Raw genomic sequence first — 16,596 nt, forward strand, 5'->3', positions numbered from 1 at the left:
CACTCCGTCAGATGGGGGCGGCGATCGCCCTCGGCTTGCTGCCCCACGCGACGGTCTCCAGTCGACCGAACTCTTCCGCCACTCGCCGCTTTCCATCGTCAGCGTTTCGTAGCGGCAAACTTGAGTCATTCGGGCGTTGATTCGCCGCGGTGTCAAGTCAAGACCGACCGAAAGCAACGTTAGGAACAATGCGCATGCAAGCGTTCAAGTCTGCCTTGCTTCCAACTCATCAACCGCGGCTGCGCTTCTTCCGTTCCCGCGGCTCCGCGCCGGTTTCCACCGGAGTGAACGGTGCCTGGAATCGACTCACGAGGAAATCAATGAATGCGCGCGCGCGGGCTGTTTGATTCTTCTGCCTCGGGTAGTAGACGAATAAGTCGGCGGACGGCAGAACCGTGTTAGGCAGCACAAGTTGGAGACGCCCGCTCTGCACATATTTGGCCAGGTCCCATTCAGACCGTATCAATATCCCGTGTCCTTCAAGCGCCCAGCGAAGTACGATGTCGCCGTCGTTACTCGACAAGGCCCCTTTGACCTTGATGGCCTCGGTGTGGTCGTTCACGATATAACGCCAGACGCCATACGCGTCGTTATTCTGGCGATGGATGATGCAACGATGTTGGGCTAGATCCTCGACGCGCTCTGGTGTGCCGTACTTCTCCAGGTATTTTGGCGAGGCACAAAGGAAGCGGCGATTGCTCATGATCCTTCGCGCGCTCAAACGAGTGTCTGGAAGTTCGCCGAATCTTATCGCCATGTCGAACGCGCCTTCAACAAGATCGACTGGACGATCGGTGACCTCAAACTGGATTTCGACGCTCGGGAAGCGTTTTGCGAATTCCGAGACCAACGGCGCGATTGTTGTTCGGCCGAAGCCGAGCGTCGCATTGACGCGCACGAGCCCTTGAGGGTCACCTTTCGTTCCCGAGATCGCTTCCTCCATTTCGCGGACCTGTCCGACTATCTGCGTTGCATACCGAAGATATGTTTCGCCTTCAGGCGTGAGACTCACGCTCCGGGTAGTTCGATTGACAAGTCGTACGCCGAGTCGCTGTTCAATGACGCCAAGCCTCTTCGTCGCAGCGGGCGGTGACAAGTCGAGAGCTCGTGCGGCGCCTGACATGCTTCTGAGTTTCGCCAGAAGAATAAAAAACTCGAAATCAGTCGCAGTCTGCGTCTCAGTATTCACTTGAATTGAAAAGTGATGTGAATGAAAGTGCAGTTTAGCAGTCTTTTTCACGGTTAATCTACGTCCCATGTTGCAGCCAACGAGTCGCAACACCTCGTAAAACTCTGGAGACGAAGCCGTGAGAATCGTTGAAATCCGCGAAAAGACCGTTCCGATCAGTTCCCCGATCCGCAATGCCTATATTGACTTCAGCAAGATGACGCTGAGTCTGGTCGCAGTCATCACCGACGTGATTCGGGACGGCAAGCCGGTAATCGGCTACGGCTTCAACTCCAACGGCCGGTACGGGCAGGGCAAGCTCATGCGTGAGCGGTTCATCCCTCGCATCCTCGAAGCTGACCCCGCCTCGCTGGTCAACGATGCTGGTGACAACCTCGATCCCCATAAAATCTGGGCGACGATGTTCACCAACGAAAAGCCCGGCGGCCACGGCGAGCGCTCGGTCGCAATTGGCACCATCGATATGGCAATCTGGGATGCGGTCTCGAAGATCGAAGGGAAACCGCTGTTTCAGTTGCTGGCGGACCGCTACGGCAACGGCCAACCGGATCGCAAGATTTTCGTGTACGCAGCAGGCGGCTACTACTATCCGGGCCAGGACCACGAGAAGCTGAAAGACGAGATGCGCAGCTATATCGACCGCGGTTACACCGTGGTGAAGAAAAAAATCGGCGGTGCATCGCTCGACGAAGATCTTCGCCGCATCGACTCGATCCTCAGCGTGCTGCAAGACGACCAGAAGCTCGCCGTTGATGCGAACGGTCGCTTCGATCTGGACACCGCAATTCAGTACGCAAAGGCGCTCTCTCAATACGATCTCTTCTGGTACGAGGAACCGGGCGATCCGCTCGACTTTGAACTGCAAGCCACGCTGCGCAACTACTACGACAAGCCGATGGCGACGGGCGAAGACCTGTTCTCGATGCAGGACGCGCGTAACTTGATCCGCTATGGCGGCATGCGTCCCGACCGCGACTGGCTGCAATTCGACTGCGCGCTGAGCTACGGTCTGGTGGAATATCTGCGCACGTTGGACATGCTGCGTCAGCACGGCTGGTCGCCGAGCCGCTGCATTCCCCACGGCGGTCACCAGATGTCGCTGAACATCGCCGCTGGCCTTGGCTTGGGCGGAAACGAGTCCTATCCGGACCTGTTCCAACCGTACGGCGGCTTCCCCGATGGGGTCAAGGTCGAGAACGGCTATATCACGATGCCGGACCTCCCGGGTATCGGCTTCGAGGGTAAATCGGATCTCATTGCCGAGATGCGCAAGCTGTCGGCATAAACACTCAGCGGTATCAAGGCATCGGCGGTCCTCGTCGATGCTACGCCTATAAAAAGACCAATTCAGGCGCACCTCGGCCGTGCTCACCACAGCGGATTATCCCGCTGTGGATGCTCGTCCGTACTCTACAAATAGACGCCAGTCATAGGAGACAGACATGCTGGTATCGAAAGTCAGGAAGACGCTCTCGAAGCTCTATCTGCAGGTTCTTATCGGGATCATCGCCGGTATCCTGCTGGGCCACTTTTATCCGGACGTTGGTTCCCAACTCAAGCCCCTCGGTGACTTGTTTATCAAGTTGATCCGAATGCTGCTTGCACCGATCATCTTCGCGTCGGTGGTTGTCGGCATTGCCCGCATGAATGATCTTCATGAAGCGGGCCGCGTCGGCGTCAAGGCGCTGCTTTACTTTGAAGTCGCATCGACGATCGCACTCCTCGTTGGGATGGTCGTCGTGAATGTCTTCAAACCCGGTGCCGGCATGAACGTCGATCCGTCGCACATCGACGGGTCTGCGATCTCGACCTATACGACTGCCGCCAGGCAACATGGCATGCTCGACTTTTTCACGAGCATTGTCCCGAACAGCATCGTTGGCGCGTTCGCCAACGGCGAGATGCTACCCATCATTTTCTTCTCGCTGCTGCTCGCCATTTCTCTCGCCAGGCTAGGACCTCGGACGGCACCGTTTGTAGACATGCTCGATATGTTCCTCCAGGGCATGTTCGGGGTGGTGCGGATCGTCATGTACGTCGCACCTATCGGTGCGTTCGGCGGCATGGCCTTCACCATCGCAAAGTACGGGATCGGCACATTGGCTTCCTTCGGCCAGTTGATGTTGTGCCTCTATCTAACGTCTATCTTCTTTGTGGTTGTAGTCCTCGGACTTGTAATGAGGATGTGTGGATTGTCGCTGTTCAAGTACCTCCGCTACATCAAGGACGAGATCCTGATCACGCTCGGCACGGCTTCCACGGAAGCGGTACTTCCGCAGATGCTGGTCAAGATGGAACGGATGGGCTGCTCGCGACCCGTTGTTGGAATGGTGTTGCCTACCGGATACACCTTCAATGCGGACGGAACGGCGATATATCTCACGATGGCTGCCCTCTTCATCGCCCAGGCGATGAATGTGCATCTGACGATTTGGGATCAGTTGCTTGTGTTGGGCGTGCTTCTTCTCACTTCGAAAGGCTCGGCGGGAGTCGCGGGTGCTGGATTCGTTGCGCTGGCCGCGACGCTCGCGTCGATGCACAAAATTCCGGTCGAAGGTTTGGTCCTGCTTCTCGGTGTCGATCGTTTTCTTAATGAAGCTCGGGCCGTGACGAACCTGATCGGCAATGGTGTTGCAACTGTCGTAGTCGCGCGTTGGGAAGGACAGCTCGACATGAACACTGCGCGTGCGGTGCTGAATCGTACGTACGTTGCTGAATTTGAAGAGCTGCAGCCGATCGACAATCCGGCCATCGCATCCGCATCTACGGGCGACGCATCCGTCCGATCGAACGCTCATTGAGCCTCCACAACATCACTCTGCAAATTGGCAGTCGCCCTTGGGCGACTGCCAATTTTTTTAGAGCATTGCCGAAACGACCACGCAAACGGAAAAAGAAGGTTCTCGCGAAGCCGCGCTCAACTATCATGAGTTCCCGACGCCAGAGAAGACGGCAAGCGCGTACGTCGGCTTCAGCGCAATTGCTGACATTTGAATGACCGCAGCCTTTTGCGGGCGGATGGCCGGTAGTGGCCGAACCCGTCCGCTGCCCCATCCCATGAAGTGACAATGGCGGCCCGCCGATCATCGGCTTATTATCCCGAAAGGTCGTTGAAAACTAGTGTGTGGGGCAAAGTTTCCACTTGCCCGGCGAGAATCTTCATAACAGGGAAATGCCTTTCCGCAAGCTTATGCGGTCAGGTCGAGGCCACTTCGAGTGGACACACCATGCTTGGACCTCTGAGACTTTTTGTGCTGCTCTGGTCGCTGGCGGTGATGGCGCCGACCGCGCACGCGAGCACAATCGGTGTCGTCCTGCCGGGCTCATCCCTTGTCTTTTATCAGACATTGCTCAAGGGAATACAACAATCGGCCCATGATCATCATGTAGATCTGCTGATTCGCAACCCGTCCGATGGCGAGTCGCTCAATACACCGAATATCCAGCTGCGCATTATCGAATACATGGTGACGCAGGGAGTCTCGGGCGTGGTGCTGGCACCAGAACCGTTGGCCGGCGACACGCGGGTTTCAGTCCCAGTCCCCGTGATCCTTGTGGATCGATACAGCGCCGATTACGATGGAATCTCGACCGTCTACACAGACAATTTCAGCGCTGGCAGGAAGGCGGCGCTCAGCCTGGTACCGGTTCTGAAAAAGGGCGCCAAGGTGGCAATGCTGCGGCTCGCGCCCAACGTGAGTTCGACTGTTGCGAGAGAAAGCGGATTTTTAAGCGTTGCCCGCAAAGAGGGATGGGATGTGGTGATCGATACCTACGTAGGGTATCGACCGCGCGATGCCGAAGTGCTGATCGCCGAGGTGATAAAGAGTTACCCGGGCCGCCTCGATGCCGTTTTTGCGCCGGCTGAACCGATTGCCTACGGCGCTCTGCGGGTGATCGAGACCGCGGCAATCGGCCAGCGCCCGCGCCTCGTGCTATTCGACTGGCGTCCGGAATTCCTGGAAGGCCTCAAAAAAGGAATCGTACATGCCGCCATATTGCAGGACCCTTACCGTATGGGTTACCTCGCCTTGGCGTCCATGGTCGAAGCACTGCAGGGCCATCCGCCACCCCGCACTCTCTTCGTCGACGTGGTCACCGTTACGCCACAAAACATGAACGATCCGGCGATCCGGTCGTTGCTGGCGAGGTACGCCAGATAAGCGGCGTGAGCCACGAGCGCCTTCAGTACCGCTCCGCGCAATCAGAAAAGCGCAGCCGCGTCGGCGTCATTCCACCAATGAGTTCGCGTACTCACGCATCGCTGCGCTCATCGGCAACACCCGTTCCCTGAGATGAGCATGAAGATATCGGACAGCCGGCGAGAACTGACGACGGTGCGGACAGACCAGGTTTAGCGGCGCTGTTTCCCCAGGTTGGTCAGGCAACAGGACATGTAGTCGGCCGGATATCACATCGTCGTGCACGTCGAGCCACGATTTATAGGCGATGCCGCGGCCTTCCACCGCCCAGCGTCTCGCGATTTCCGCATCGTCGCAAAGCAGCGCGCCTCTCACCGTGACCTGCCGCCGCACGCCGTTGGACGGAAACGACCAGCGGTCATAGACGCGACCTGCCAGCACATAGGGCAGGCAATCGTGCAAAACGAGTTCGTCCAAAGAAGCGGGCGAGCCGCGGCGCTTCAGGTACTCCGGCGAAGCCACCAGCACCCTTCGATTGTTCTCGGCGAGTGCGAGCGCAACGTAGCTCGCCTGCTCCGCAGACCCATAGCGGATTGCCACATCCACCGGATCGCGAAAGACGTCGGTTACGTGATCCGACAGGGAAAGCCGCAATGTCAGCTTCGGATGTTGATCGCGGAACGTACCAAGCCAGGTCAGCAGGTTATTACGGCCGAGATCGGAAGGCGCCGCGATCCGCAGCATGCCTTGCAGCGCATGTCTCTCTCCATGCAGACGTTCGCGGCCTTCGTGAATCATCGACAGAACTTCTTCTGCATAGGGAAGGTACTGCTCGCCTTCTGCAGTCAGCTTGAGGCTGCGAGTGGACCGCGCAAAGAGCCGGATATCCAGCTCCCGCTCGAGCCGCAAAATCGCTGCGCTGACCTGGCCGGGCAGAAGGTCCGCCTCTCTCGCCGCGTTTGAAAAGCTGCCGAGCGCGGCAGTTCTCACAAAGAGTTGAAGGTCTTCTAACCGGACCATTTTCATTCCAGGAGTGAAAGTCTTCCCTAATGTAACTGGTTTTTCGCATCTATGAGGTCGCGCCAGAATTCAGCCATACATCGGCGATACACGAGCAAGGTGAGCGCTGAAGTCCTTCATAACGTACCTGGAGCATGCGCATGAAAGCAGTGGTCTATACACAGCACGGTCTTCCCGCCGAGCATCCGGATTCCCTCATCGATCTCGACCTGCCTACGCCTGAACCGGCATCGCGCGACTTGCTGGTGAAGATAGACGCGATCGCGGTCAATCCGGTGGATACGAAAGTCCGCATGGGCTCGCCGACCGAAGCGCCGCGCGTACTCGGCTGGGACGCCGTCGGAACCGTCGAGGCCGTGGGCGACGGCGTGTCGCTGTTCGCGCCAGGAGACAAGGTCTTCTACGCGGGTAGCATTGCCCGCCCCGGCGCGTACGCGCAATACGCGCTCGTGGACGAGCGGCTTGCCGGCAGGAAACCTGCCACGCTTTCAGATGCGCAAGCCGCCGCGCTTCCGCTGACTTCGTTGACGGCGTGGGAACTGCTCTTCGACCGGCTCGGCGTACTTGAGCACGCAGGATCCGGCGACGCGCTGCTGATAGTCGGCGCTGCCGGCGGCGTCGGCTCGATGCTCACGCAGCTTGCAAGCCGTCTGACGAAACTGCGCGTGATTGGCACGGCGTCCCGCCCTGAAACGCGTGAATGGGCTCAAGCGCTCGGCGCGCACGACGTGATCGATCACTCGCGACCGCTGCTGGAAGGCCTGCGCCGTATCGGTTCGCCGCAGGTGCGTTACGTCGCGAGCCTGACTCAAACGGACCTTCACTATCCGCAGCTCGTCGAGGCGCTGGCGCCTCAAGGCCGGCTCGGTGTGATCGACGATCCGGACACGCTCGACGCGATGCCGCTCAAGCGGAAGTCCATTTCTCTTCATTGGGAGCTGATGTTCACACGGTCGCTGTTCGAAACCGCTGACATGGTCAGGCAGCACGAAATCCTGAACAGAGTGTCCGCACTGATCGACGACGGCACGCTGCGCACCACGATGGCGGATCACTTCGGAACCATCAATGCGAAGAATCTGCGCCGCGCTCATGCGCTGATCGAAAGCGGACGCGCTCGCGGAAAAATCGTGCTCGAAGGTTTCTAGTTCGCCGCACTGGTTCATCACGCCACCTGCAACATCACACACAACTGGAGAACGACCATGCAATCCATCTATCAAGGCGGTAAGAAGAGCCGTGCGATGCGCCGCGCCGCAATCGCGCTGGCCGCGAGCCTGAGCTTTGGCAGCTTCGCCTATGCGGCGTCGGTCCAGGCGCCATCGCAGGCGGCGTCACCAGCGGCGGCGTCCAGCGAGGCAACGGAACGCACCATCGGTTCGATAGAAACGGTGGCGACATTCTCCGGGCCGATGCCCACCGGCGTGACCGTCACGGAAACCGGGCGGATCTTCGTCAACTTCCCGCGCTGGGGCGACGACGTTCAGGCCACCGTTGCCGAAGTGCGCGACGGTAGAGTGGTCGCGTATCCGAATGCGGACATCAATCGTGCGGACGCTTCCCACGCAGCCGCGCACTTCCTGAGCGTTCAAAGCGTGGTTGCAGACGGCCGCGGACGTCTGTGGGTACTGGACACCGCAGCGCCCAATTTCTCGAATCCGGTAGCGGGTGGTGCCAAGCTCGTCGCTATCGACCTCGCTACCAATCGCGTGGTGAAGACGCTCGTCTTTCCGGCCAACGTCATGCGCGCGCAAACCTACGTGAACGACGTGCGGTTCGACTTCCGCGTGGGCAAAGCGGGCGTCGCGTATGTGACCGACTCGTCGTTGAGCGGCACCGGTGGATTGATCGTCATCGACCTCGACTCGGGCAAGGCATTGCGACGCCTGACCGGTCACGTTTCGACATCGGCCGATCCGGCCTTCGTGCCCGTGGTCGAAGGCGAGACCCTTAAAATGCGGGATGCAAACGGCAAGAGCACGCCGTTCACCGTCGCATCGGATGGCATCGCGCTTTCGCCGGATGGCAAGACGCTCTACTACTGCCCGCTTTCGAGCCGGCATCTCTACTCGGTGCCGACCGCCATGCTGCGCGACCCGTCGATCAGCGAAGCCCAACTTTCAGCCGCTGTAAAAGACCTCGGAGAGAAAGGCGCTTCAGACGGACTCGAAAGCGACGCGAACGGCGCCGTCTACGCAGGCGACTACGAACACGACTCCATTCGCAAGCTCGAACCGGGCGGCGAATGGCGGACCATCGTGCATGATCCGCGCGTGCTGTGGCCGGACACACTGTCGGTCGGCACCGACGGATATCTGTACTTCACGGCGAATCAACTGCATCGTCAGCCTGTTTTCCACGGCGGCAAGGACGAGCGCAGGAAGCCCTACGCGCTCTTCCGTGTACGTATTGGCGCAGGCCCGGCCCCGACGTTCTGACACATCGCATCTCCCCAAAACTGAAGTCCATCGTCAATCTCGGCGATGCGACTTCAGGCTGGTCACCTTACGCACTGGCCCTTGGCAGTGACCGCAATCGCGAGCACCAACACGCTTGCACTGCGAACAGACAAGAGTATATGATCCATATACGTTTCATATACGGATGGCAAAAATGGGCATCGTGAATATTGACGACGACTTGCACGATCAGATACGCAAAGCGAGCCAGGTGTCGTGTCGGTCGATCAACGCACAAGCGGCGTTCTGGATCAAGATTGGCATGCTGTGCGAAATGAATCCGACGCACAGTTTCAGTGAAATCGTTGCGCGCGAACTGCGAGCAGCAGGCGTGGAGACGCGATCCGTCAGGGTGGCGTCCACGTGACCAAGCGGCCAGAAGAAATCGCGTTGCTCGCGGAGTCCGGCAAATTGCTCGCGGATGTGTTTGGTCATCTGGACCGGTTGGACATGATCGGTATGTCGACCATGCAGATCAACGATCTGGTCGATAGCCTCATCGTCAACGAACTCAATGCCCGTCCGGCGAGCAAAGGCCAATACGGCTACGCCTACGTACTGAATTCATCGCGCAACAACGTGGTTTGCCACGGCGTTCCGTCTTCAACGGAAATATTGGAAAGCGGCGATATCGTGAATTTCGACATCACGTTGGAAAAGAACGGATACATCGCGGACTCCAGCAAAATGTATCTGCTGGGCGACGTATCGCCGTTAGCTAAACGGCTCGTGGAAGTCACGTATCAAGCGATGTGGAAAGGCATCAGGGCCGTTCGTCCAGGCGCGCGACTGGGCGATGTCGGGCATGCGATCGAGCGGCACGCACGGCAAAACGGTTATTCTGTCGTAAGGGAATATTGTGGACATGGCATCGGACGCGAAATGCACGAGCCTCCTCAGGTGCTGCATTGGGGAAAGCCGCGAACAGGTCTGGTGCTGCAAGAGGGCATGGTCTTTACCATCGAGCCGATGATCAACCAGGGGCGACATGCCGTTCGGACTGAAGACGATGGCTGGACGGTCGTCACAAACGATGGAAAGCTGTCCGCACAATTCGAGCATACCGTCGCCGTCACCCGAAACGGTGTACGCGTCCTGACGTTGCGTCCGGACGAAAGAACGTTGAACTGAAACCCGCCGGGCTCAACACCGGCGACGGAAGCTGCAGCTCGCGAAAGCGCCATAGTGGCGAGCGCTCACGACGCGGCAGTTTCGTATGGCGGCCCACAGACCGGGCACCTCCTTCCATGCACACTCAGTGCGTCGCTCCGCGCGGCTTGGCACTCACCTCATCTCGTGGATATGCAATGGAATGGAAAAGCCTGCTTACTGAATTCCCGGTCTGGGTGATTGGCCGCTTGACCCCGTCGCGGCATGACCCTCGTCGCAGTACGCCGCGTGAAATTCTTGTCCTTCGACCGAACGATTTTGGTGAATTGCTGACTGCGACGCCGATCTTCGAGGCGCTCAAAAAACGCTTCCCGGCCACCCGAATCGTTGCCGGCATCGGCAGCTGGGGGCGTCCTATTCTCGAGAACAATCCGTTCATCGATGAAATCGTCGAGATCAATGCACCATGGAACAACAAGATCGTCGAGAACCGCTCGCCCGGTGACGTCGTGCGTTTCCTGCTGAAGTCGCCGCAAGTCGCCGCGCTGCGCAAGCGAGGCGGGTCTGACGTCGGAATCGACGTCCTCGGCAGTTACATGGGCGCGCTCCTGATGATGCGGCTTGGTGTGCGATATCGCATCGGCGTGCGCGGGTATCGCGGCGGCCACAGCGGGTGTCACGCTTACATTGACTTTGCGCGCCGCCAATCCGGTCGCGCCGCGCTCGCGCAAGCCGAGTTGCTCGGCGCAACGGAGCTTCCCGACGCTCGACCTCAGCTTTTCCTCACGGCAGCCGAACGGGCAAGCGCCGTCAAGTTCTGGACAAATAACTCCGCAGAAGTTGGCACGACATGGCGAGTGCTGGTCGGCGTCGGAGCGGGTGTTCCCACCAAGGCTTGGGATCCCCGGCAGTTTGGGGCAGCGCTCTCGCAGATTGCGTCCGCATTGCAACAGTCCGGCGACCGCTGCGAGATTCTTATAGTTGGTAGCGAGGCCGACAAGGCGCGTGCCAACGAAGCGATCGTCGCCGCGGGACCCAATGTCGCGGTGCGTTCGGTCGCGGGCGACGTGTCGATGCGAACGGTCTTTGCGCTCGCCGAAAATGCGAATGCCGTCCTGACGAACTCCTCGATGCTGATGCATGTGGCTGCCGCCTTCCGCCGGCCGACTGTCGCAGTGCTCGGCGGCAGTATCACGAGGCCGGCGGTTCACGATGCAATCTGGGGATACCCGGAACACTATAAGAGCGTCGCACCGGATGCTTATATCGAAGGCCAACCCGAGAAAAACTGGCCAGGCGTCGAGCGGGTTGTGGACGCCGTGCTGAGTGCATTGCAAACGCAGCGTACTTGCGTGAGTACGGTGTAGGTTGGATGGGACCTTCGGCGGTCCTATCGCACGGTAGCGCTCAAGGAGCCGTAGGCGGCGTCTCATCGGCGAGTGTGCGGCGCCCTGCTTCGAGGATTTCGTCAGCGAAGGCGGGATCGGCATCCGCAATCGCGCGCGACAACACGAGCGCCCCGACCATCTGACTGAACGCCGCAATAGCGTCCTGGCGGGTTTCTTCCGGCGTCGCGCCTTCCTTGGCGATCATGGCCGCAAACCGGTCGAGATACGCCGCCAGGCCGTGCGCGTAGGACACGCGCGCGGCGGCGGTCATCCGGGGAGCGTCGCCAACGAAGCCAGACAGCGGGCACCCCGCCTCGATGTTGTCGCGGTGCCGGGTCGACAGATAACGCGCGGTTTGTTTGACCAGGCTACCGGCGTTCGGCGAATCCGCATAGTCTTGCATCGCCTTTTCCATCACCGCGGCGACCAGCGCGTCCTTCGACTTGAAGTGGTTGTAAAAGCCACCCTGCGTAAAACCGGCTTCTTTCATCAACTCCGCGAGCCCCACAGCGTCGACGCCGCGAATGCGGAACAGCCGCTCGGCGGCCGCGACAATCGCGCTCCGGTTTTCGGCGGCCTGTTGCCGAGACACACCCATCGCTCTCTCCCTTATCCAGACAATCGCATCGATTAACAAACACAATGTCGATCACCATTGACATACCCGGTCCACGTCGACACAATGCATCAAAAGACGATGTCGATCGACATTGACATAAGTCTAGCGGACTTTCGGGCGTGATGGGAAGCGAAGCCGACGGCACGGTCCACAAGGCAATACATTCCGAAATACGCAAGGAAGTTTTTGATCAGTTCCCATGCGCCCGGTGAGCCGGCGCGCCTGCGATTAACCGTATGAAGGATTCATCATGAAAATCGAAGGTTCTGTTGTTTTCGTAACGGGCGCGAACCGCGGCCTTGGTCTCGAGTTTGCGAAACAGGCGCTCGAAAGAGGAGCGCGCAAGGTCTATGCGGGCGCGCGCGATCCGGCCAGTGTGACGCTGCCAGGCGTCGTGCCGGTGAAACTGGACGTGACCGATCCAGCGGCTGTCGCCGCTGCCGCCGAGGCGGCGGGTGACGTCACGCTGCTGATCAACAATGCGGGCATCGCACGGCTTGGCAGCCTGACCGACGACGGCGCGATCGACGCGTTGCGCGATCACCTCGAAACCAACGTGTTCGGCATGCTGGCGATGTCGCGGGCGTTTGCGGGCAACCTCGCCCGCAACGGCGGCGGCGCGATCCTGAACGTGCTTTCGGTCGCGAGCTGGGTGAACCGGCCGATCCTCTCTGGTTACGGCGTGTCGAAGTCGGCGGCGTGGGCGCTGACCAACGGCCTGCGTCATTCGTTGCGCGAGCAGCATACGCAAGTCGTCGGGCTTCACGCCGGCTTCATCGATACGGATCTGACGCGCGGGCTGGAAGTGCCGAAGGCGACGCCGGCCGACGTCGTGCGTCAGGCATACGACGCAATTGAAGCCGGCGCGGAGGAAGTATCCACCGACGAGTTCACGCGTGAGGTGAAAGCCGCACTGTCCTCGGGCGTCTATCTCAACGAGCCGGTTGCTCATTAACGGCATCGGAGCGCTCGTCCGTCGCACGTGAACGCGTGCGACGGACAGCAGGACGAACTTCCACGTCAAATGAACCTTCGTCGCAACAGCAACAGCAACTGCCGCAATTAGCGGCGCCGGCCCCGCTCACTCACGCGACCTTGAAATCTTCGCGAGTGACTGCTGTTTCCGGATGATGTTGATCAGGCTAAGCAACGCCGGGTGGTTGTATCGACGACCACTGTAGTACATGTGGAGTGGATCCTCAGCGCACGCGTGGTCTTCGAGCACAACTCTCAGGGTACGCCGCGCCAGCTCATCGGCGATTCGAGCCTCCAGCAGATACGCTATGCCCATTCCCGCCTTGCACGCGCTAATCGTGGTTGCGGTGTCGTTGATCGTGATCGGCCCGGGCACCCGGATCGGGCTTGTTTTACCTGCAACGCTGACTTCCCAACGGTAGCTCGAATTGTCGCCGAGCAAAAGCTGAAGGCAGTTGTGCTCGACCAGTTCGCTGACGTGACGAGGAGTGCCGTGTTTCTTCAGGTATGCGGGCGACGCGGCCATCACCCATCGCTGCGGGCCGGTAAGCGGCACTGCAATCATGTCTTCGGGAACATGATGACCGTAGCGAATCCCGGCGTCGTATCCTTCTGCAACGATGTCGATCGGCCGGTTATCGACCACGACCGTAAGCTGCACATCGGGGCAAAGGCGTGCGAATTCCGGCAATGCCGGTGCGACCAGCAAGTGGGCGGCATCCGCGAAAACATTCAGACGTAAAGAGCCGAGCCGCGCGGTACCCGGCGCTTCAAAACTCTCCAGAGCCGAACCGATCTGATTGAAGCCTTCTTCCAGCCGGGAAGCAAGATCGAGCCCCGCCTCCGTGGGCGAAACCGCCCTGCTCGTCCGGTTAAGCAGCTTTGCGCCGAGGCGGTCTTCCAGCCGCCGCATCGCGTGACTGACTGCTGACGGCGTCTGCCCGAGTTCGATTGCAGCCAGCCGGAAACTCCGGCACCTGACTATCGCAAGAAACAGCCTTAAGTCCGCAAAATCGATCCGGTCGTTCTTTGCCATGATGAATGCCGTTCATCGTTCCAGTGAATCCGTTTCATTCTACGGTATGTAATGATTTTCTTCGTCGCGAATCCCGGAGCGCTGCGGCGTATGCCCCGCTCATGTTTATCCATTCGGAGGAAATTCCATGCATGGACTTGAGCAAATACAGATCGGCGATCTGAAGGATACGAGAGTTCTCGTCACGGGCGGCTCGACTGGAATTGGAGCGGCAGTTGTTCGCGCATTTGCCGCACAGGGCGCGCACGTGGTCGCGCATTTCAACGAGAGCGAAGCGGCTGCGCAAGCGCTGCGTGCGGAATCGCCGGAGCGCATTCGTCTTGTCCAGGGCGACGTCAGCGAGCCGGGCGAAGCATCGCGGGTCGTGAAGGAAGCGGCGGAACTGCTAGGCGGACTCGATGGGCTCATCAATAACGCCGGCGCCATGTTGGGTAGGCTGGCATCTATAAGCGCCTCGGCCAGCCACTTCGAACGCGTCGTCAATCTGAACGCAAGATCGGTTTGGGAAGCAACCTCGGCTGCCCATCCGTTTCTCAAGGAATCACGTGGTTACGTCATCAATACGTCGTCCGTTGCTGCGCGTACGGGCGGCGGCGCAGGAGCGGTGCTTTACGCCGCGTCAAAAAGCTTTGTCAGCAGTTTGACCCGTGGCCACGCAAAGGAATTTGTAAACGACGGAATCCGGGTCAACGCAGTAGCACCCGGACTCATACAGACGCCGTTCCACGACAAATACACGCCGCCGGAAATCTGGGCGTCGCAGACTGCCACGGTGCCGATGGGCAGAGAAGGCCTGCCGGAGGAGTGCGTCGGCGCGTTCCTGTTCCTCGCGTCTCACGCCATGTCGGGATACATCACGGGGCAGATCATCGAGGTCAACGGCGGACAACTCATGCCATGAACGGAGAATCAAGATGAAAGAACGGAAGTTCGGACACGCAGAAAAGAGCGTCTCTGAAATCGGGTTTGGCGCGTGGGCCATTGGAGGTTCATGGGGCGACGTCGCCGAGAGCGATGCAAAGGCGGCTCTGCATGCGGCGCTCGATAGCGGTACAACCTTCATTGACACGGCTGACGTTTACGGCGACGGCCGCTCGGAGCGGATCATCGCGGACGTGCTCAAGGAACGTTCGGGACCGCGACCCTTCGTTGCGACCAAGGCAGGGCGGCGACTGGACCCGCATGTGGCGCAAGGCTACACCGCGGCGAATCTGAATGCTTTTGTCGACCGGTCCTTGAAGAACCTGGAGATGGAGCGGCTCGATCTCGTACAGCTTCATTGTCCACCGACCGAGGTCTATTACCAGCCGGAGGTTTTCGATGCGATGGACCGCATGGTCGCAGCGGGAAAGATCAGCAGCTACGGTGTGTCGGTCGAGAAAGTCGAAGAAGGTCTGAAAGCGATCGAATATCCGGGCGTGAAGTCGGTACAGATCATCTACAACATTTTCAGGCAAAGGCCGGCCCGCTTTATTCAGGAAGCTCGTGACCGGGGAGTCGCCGTTATCGTCCGGGTGCCTCTTGCGTCGGGCCTGCTCACAGGAAAAATGACGCGCGAGACGACGTTTGCGGCCAATGACCATCGCCTTTTCAATCGTAACGGCGAGGCCTTCGACAAGGGCGAAACCTTTGCCGGCGTTCCTTATGACGTCGCTCTGGAAGCCGTCGAGGAAATTCGCTCACTCGTCCCGCAAAACGCCACGATGGCGCAGTTCGCGCTTCGCTGGATTCTCATGAACGATGGAGTGACGACCGTCATCCCAGGGGCAAAGAACGCAGCGCAAGCCAAAGCAAACGCTGAGGCGAGCGAACTGCCGCCCCTGACAGATTCGGCCATGGAGGTCCTACGCGCGCTATATCTGCAAAAGATCGCGCCGTTTGTCCACCAGCAGTGGTAAAGCTTCGTTAAGAAGCCGTCGAACATTGCTTTCCGGTTACCGGCCGGAAGCACCGGCAACCAGCGACAACCAGTGACAACCCGGGCGGCCCGCATCGCGAGGAACGCATTCATTGCCCGCCCGGCGGTTGCACATGACACCGCCACCGCGGCTCAATGTCCGAAGTAGATCCGCCCGGCACCGTCCACCGATGCCGGCGCGCCTGCTTGCGACGAGCCGTTCATCGACACTCCCCCTACCGACGTCTTATACGTAGCAGTATGTGCGGCTGACACCTTCGCCTCTGCGGTCTGAATGTCCGCGGGATACTGCGCGTCCGATGCCACCGGACGATATCCGGCCATTTCAAACTGCACGAGATCGGCGCGCACTTCCGCACGCGTCACCGGCTGATCGACGGTTTGCGCGAAAGAAAGCGCGGGCGCGGCCAGTGCGCAGGAAACGAGAACAACGTTGAGCAGTGCTTTCATGATCATTCACCTGTCTGTGAGTTGCGGCCACATTCACGATGAGCGCGGCCCGGGTTCCCTCCGTTGCGATTCGTGAAGGGTTGAACGGATTGTGGGCAATGAGCACTGACCCAATGCTGACCGGCGCATTACAAGCTTGTCATCTTCGAGCGCGCTCAGCGCCCCTTGCTTTCTGCCGTCGCCCGCTCGTCTTTGCTCCCACGCAGATAACAGACTTGTAATGACGCCGTCACTTACAAGTCAGTGAGGGATCGGCACACTGCGACGTCATCAGCCCGCCGCATTGCATC

Annotated in this window: 16 protein-coding genes; 11 read left to right on the plus strand and 5 right to left on the minus strand. The window is 59.4% G+C overall.

Annotation, left to right across the window (positions count from 1 at the left end; genetic code table 11):
- Positions 1 to 229 precede the first annotated feature (229 nt).
- A complete protein-coding gene (locus tag H281_RS0108890) occupies positions 230 to 1,189 on the minus strand; it encodes a LysR family transcriptional regulator (protein WP_027804425.1) in 960 nt (319 codons plus the stop codon).
- A gap of 118 nt (positions 1,190 to 1,307) precedes the next feature.
- On the opposite strand from H281_RS0108890, the gene H281_RS0108895 reads away from it, so the two are divergent.
- The 3 genes from H281_RS0108895 (at position 1,308) to H281_RS0108905 (ending at position 5,352) form a co-directional block, all read left to right on the plus strand.
- Complete coding sequence (locus H281_RS0108895; protein ID WP_020066750.1) at positions 1,308 to 2,474, plus strand: mandelate racemase/muconate lactonizing enzyme family protein; 1,167 nt, start codon at positions 1,308 to 1,310, stop codon at positions 2,472 to 2,474.
- A 157-nt stretch (positions 2,475 to 2,631) separates the two neighbouring features.
- Positions 2,632 to 3,990: a C4-dicarboxylate transporter DctA gene (gene dctA, locus H281_RS0108900; protein ID WP_020066751.1), complete on the plus strand. Its 1,359-nt coding sequence runs from the start codon at positions 2,632 to 2,634 to the stop codon at positions 3,988 to 3,990.
- Positions 3,991 to 4,416: 426 nt separating this feature from the next.
- The gene (locus H281_RS0108905) at positions 4,417 to 5,352 is read left to right on the plus strand and encodes a substrate-binding domain-containing protein (RefSeq protein ID WP_033379458.1); all 936 of its coding nucleotides are present in this window, start codon (positions 4,417 to 4,419) and stop codon (positions 5,350 to 5,352) included.
- 66 nt (positions 5,353 to 5,418) lie between these two features.
- Here H281_RS0108905 and H281_RS0108910 read toward each other — a convergent pair whose 3' ends face one another.
- Complete coding sequence (locus H281_RS0108910; protein ID WP_020066753.1) at positions 5,419 to 6,351, minus strand: LysR family transcriptional regulator; 933 nt, start codon at positions 6,349 to 6,351, stop codon at positions 5,419 to 5,421.
- 140 nt (positions 6,352 to 6,491) lie between these two features.
- On the opposite strand from H281_RS0108910, the gene H281_RS0108915 reads away from it, so the two are divergent.
- The 5 genes from H281_RS0108915 (at position 6,492) to H281_RS0108935 (ending at position 11,287) form a co-directional block, all read left to right on the plus strand.
- The gene (locus tag H281_RS0108915) at positions 6,492 to 7,499 is read left to right on the plus strand and encodes a zinc-binding alcohol dehydrogenase family protein (RefSeq protein ID WP_020066754.1); all 1,008 of its coding nucleotides are present in this window, start codon (positions 6,492 to 6,494) and stop codon (positions 7,497 to 7,499) included.
- A gap of 57 nt (positions 7,500 to 7,556) precedes the next feature.
- Complete coding sequence (locus H281_RS0108920; protein WP_020066755.1) at positions 7,557 to 8,789, plus strand: L-dopachrome tautomerase-related protein; 1,233 nt, start codon at positions 7,557 to 7,559, stop codon at positions 8,787 to 8,789.
- A gap of 175 nt (positions 8,790 to 8,964) precedes the next feature.
- The gene (locus tag H281_RS0108925; protein ID WP_020066756.1) at positions 8,965 to 9,177 is read left to right on the plus strand and encodes a ParD-like family protein; all 213 of its coding nucleotides are present in this window, start codon (positions 8,965 to 8,967) and stop codon (positions 9,175 to 9,177) included.
- Positions 9,174 to 9,941: a type I methionyl aminopeptidase gene (gene map, locus H281_RS0108930; protein WP_020066757.1), complete on the plus strand. Its 768-nt coding sequence runs from the start codon at positions 9,174 to 9,176 to the stop codon at positions 9,939 to 9,941. Before H281_RS0108925 ends, map begins: the two co-directional genes overlap by 4 nt.
- Positions 9,942 to 10,117: 176 nt before the next feature.
- Positions 10,118 to 11,287, plus strand: a complete 1,170-nt coding sequence (locus H281_RS0108935; protein WP_020066758.1) for a glycosyltransferase family 9 protein — start codon at positions 10,118 to 10,120, stop codon at positions 11,285 to 11,287.
- 40 nt (positions 11,288 to 11,327) lie between these two features.
- Here the strand turns inward: H281_RS0108935 and H281_RS0108940 are convergent, their stop codons facing one another.
- A complete protein-coding gene (locus H281_RS0108940) occupies positions 11,328 to 11,906 on the minus strand; it encodes a TetR/AcrR family transcriptional regulator (protein WP_020066759.1) in 579 nt (192 codons plus the stop codon).
- Positions 11,907 to 12,177: 271 nt separating this feature from the next.
- Between H281_RS0108940 and H281_RS0108945 the strand changes: the two genes are divergently transcribed.
- On the plus strand, positions 12,178 to 12,882 hold the full coding sequence (locus tag H281_RS0108945) for an SDR family oxidoreductase (protein ID WP_020066760.1): 705 nt from the start codon (positions 12,178 to 12,180) through the stop codon (positions 12,880 to 12,882).
- Positions 12,883 to 13,008: 126 nt separating this feature from the next.
- On the opposite strand, the gene H281_RS0108950 is transcribed toward H281_RS0108945, so the two are convergent.
- Entirely contained in the window at positions 13,009 to 13,938 is a 930-nt protein-coding gene (locus H281_RS0108950) for a LysR family transcriptional regulator (RefSeq protein WP_020066761.1), read from the minus strand.
- 127 nt (positions 13,939 to 14,065) lie between these two features.
- Here H281_RS0108950 and H281_RS0108955 point away from each other — a divergent pair, with 127 nt between their 5' ends.
- On the plus strand, positions 14,066 to 14,839 hold the full coding sequence (locus H281_RS0108955) for an SDR family NAD(P)-dependent oxidoreductase (RefSeq protein ID WP_020066762.1): 774 nt from the start codon (positions 14,066 to 14,068) through the stop codon (positions 14,837 to 14,839).
- 13 nt (positions 14,840 to 14,852) lie between these two features.
- Entirely contained in the window at positions 14,853 to 15,836 is a 984-nt protein-coding gene (locus H281_RS0108960) for an aldo/keto reductase (protein WP_020066763.1), read from the plus strand.
- 152 nt (positions 15,837 to 15,988) lie between these two features.
- Here H281_RS0108960 and H281_RS0108965 read toward each other — a convergent pair whose 3' ends face one another.
- Entirely contained in the window at positions 15,989 to 16,306 is a 318-nt protein-coding gene (locus H281_RS0108965; RefSeq protein WP_027804426.1) for a DUF4148 domain-containing protein, read from the minus strand.
- Positions 16,307 to 16,596: the final 290 nt, after the last annotated feature.

Source organism: Paraburkholderia caledonica (assembly GCF_000383275.1).
Taxonomy (GTDB): domain Bacteria; phylum Pseudomonadota; class Gammaproteobacteria; order Burkholderiales; family Burkholderiaceae; genus Paraburkholderia; species Paraburkholderia caledonica.

Bases quoted from the DNA above. Each gene is read 5' to 3' on its own strand.
- H281_RS0108920 (WP_020066755.1), top strand. From the start codon at position 7,557: ATGCAATCCATCTATCAAGGCGGTAAGAAGAGCCGTGCGATGCGCCGC.
- H281_RS0108950 (WP_020066761.1), bottom strand. From the start codon at position 13,938: ATGGCAAAGAACGACCGGATCGATTTTGCGGACTTAAGGCTGTTTCTT.
- H281_RS0108940 (WP_020066759.1), bottom strand. From the start codon at position 11,906: ATGGGTGTGTCTCGGCAACAGGCCGCCGAAAACCGGAGCGCGATTGTC.
- H281_RS0108935 (WP_020066758.1), top strand. From the start codon at position 10,118: ATGGAATGGAAAAGCCTGCTTACTGAATTCCCGGTCTGGGTGATTGGC.
- H281_RS0108945 (WP_020066760.1), top strand. From the start codon at position 12,178: ATGAAAATCGAAGGTTCTGTTGTTTTCGTAACGGGCGCGAACCGCGGC.
- H281_RS0108955 (WP_020066762.1), top strand. From the start codon at position 14,066: ATGCATGGACTTGAGCAAATACAGATCGGCGATCTGAAGGATACGAGA.
- H281_RS0108915 (WP_020066754.1), top strand. From the start codon at position 6,492: ATGAAAGCAGTGGTCTATACACAGCACGGTCTTCCCGCCGAGCATCCG.
- H281_RS0108965 (WP_027804426.1), bottom strand. From the start codon at position 16,306: ATGAAAGCACTGCTCAACGTTGTTCTCGTTTCCTGCGCACTGGCCGCG.
- H281_RS0108960 (WP_020066763.1), top strand. From the start codon at position 14,853: ATGAAAGAACGGAAGTTCGGACACGCAGAAAAGAGCGTCTCTGAAATC.
- H281_RS0108910 (WP_020066753.1), bottom strand. From the start codon at position 6,351: ATGGTCCGGTTAGAAGACCTTCAACTCTTTGTGAGAACTGCCGCGCTC.
- dctA (WP_020066751.1), top strand. From the start codon at position 2,632: ATGCTGGTATCGAAAGTCAGGAAGACGCTCTCGAAGCTCTATCTGCAG.
- H281_RS0108925 (WP_020066756.1), top strand. From the start codon at position 8,965: ATGGGCATCGTGAATATTGACGACGACTTGCACGATCAGATACGCAAA.
- H281_RS0108905 (WP_033379458.1), top strand. From the start codon at position 4,417: ATGCTTGGACCTCTGAGACTTTTTGTGCTGCTCTGGTCGCTGGCGGTG.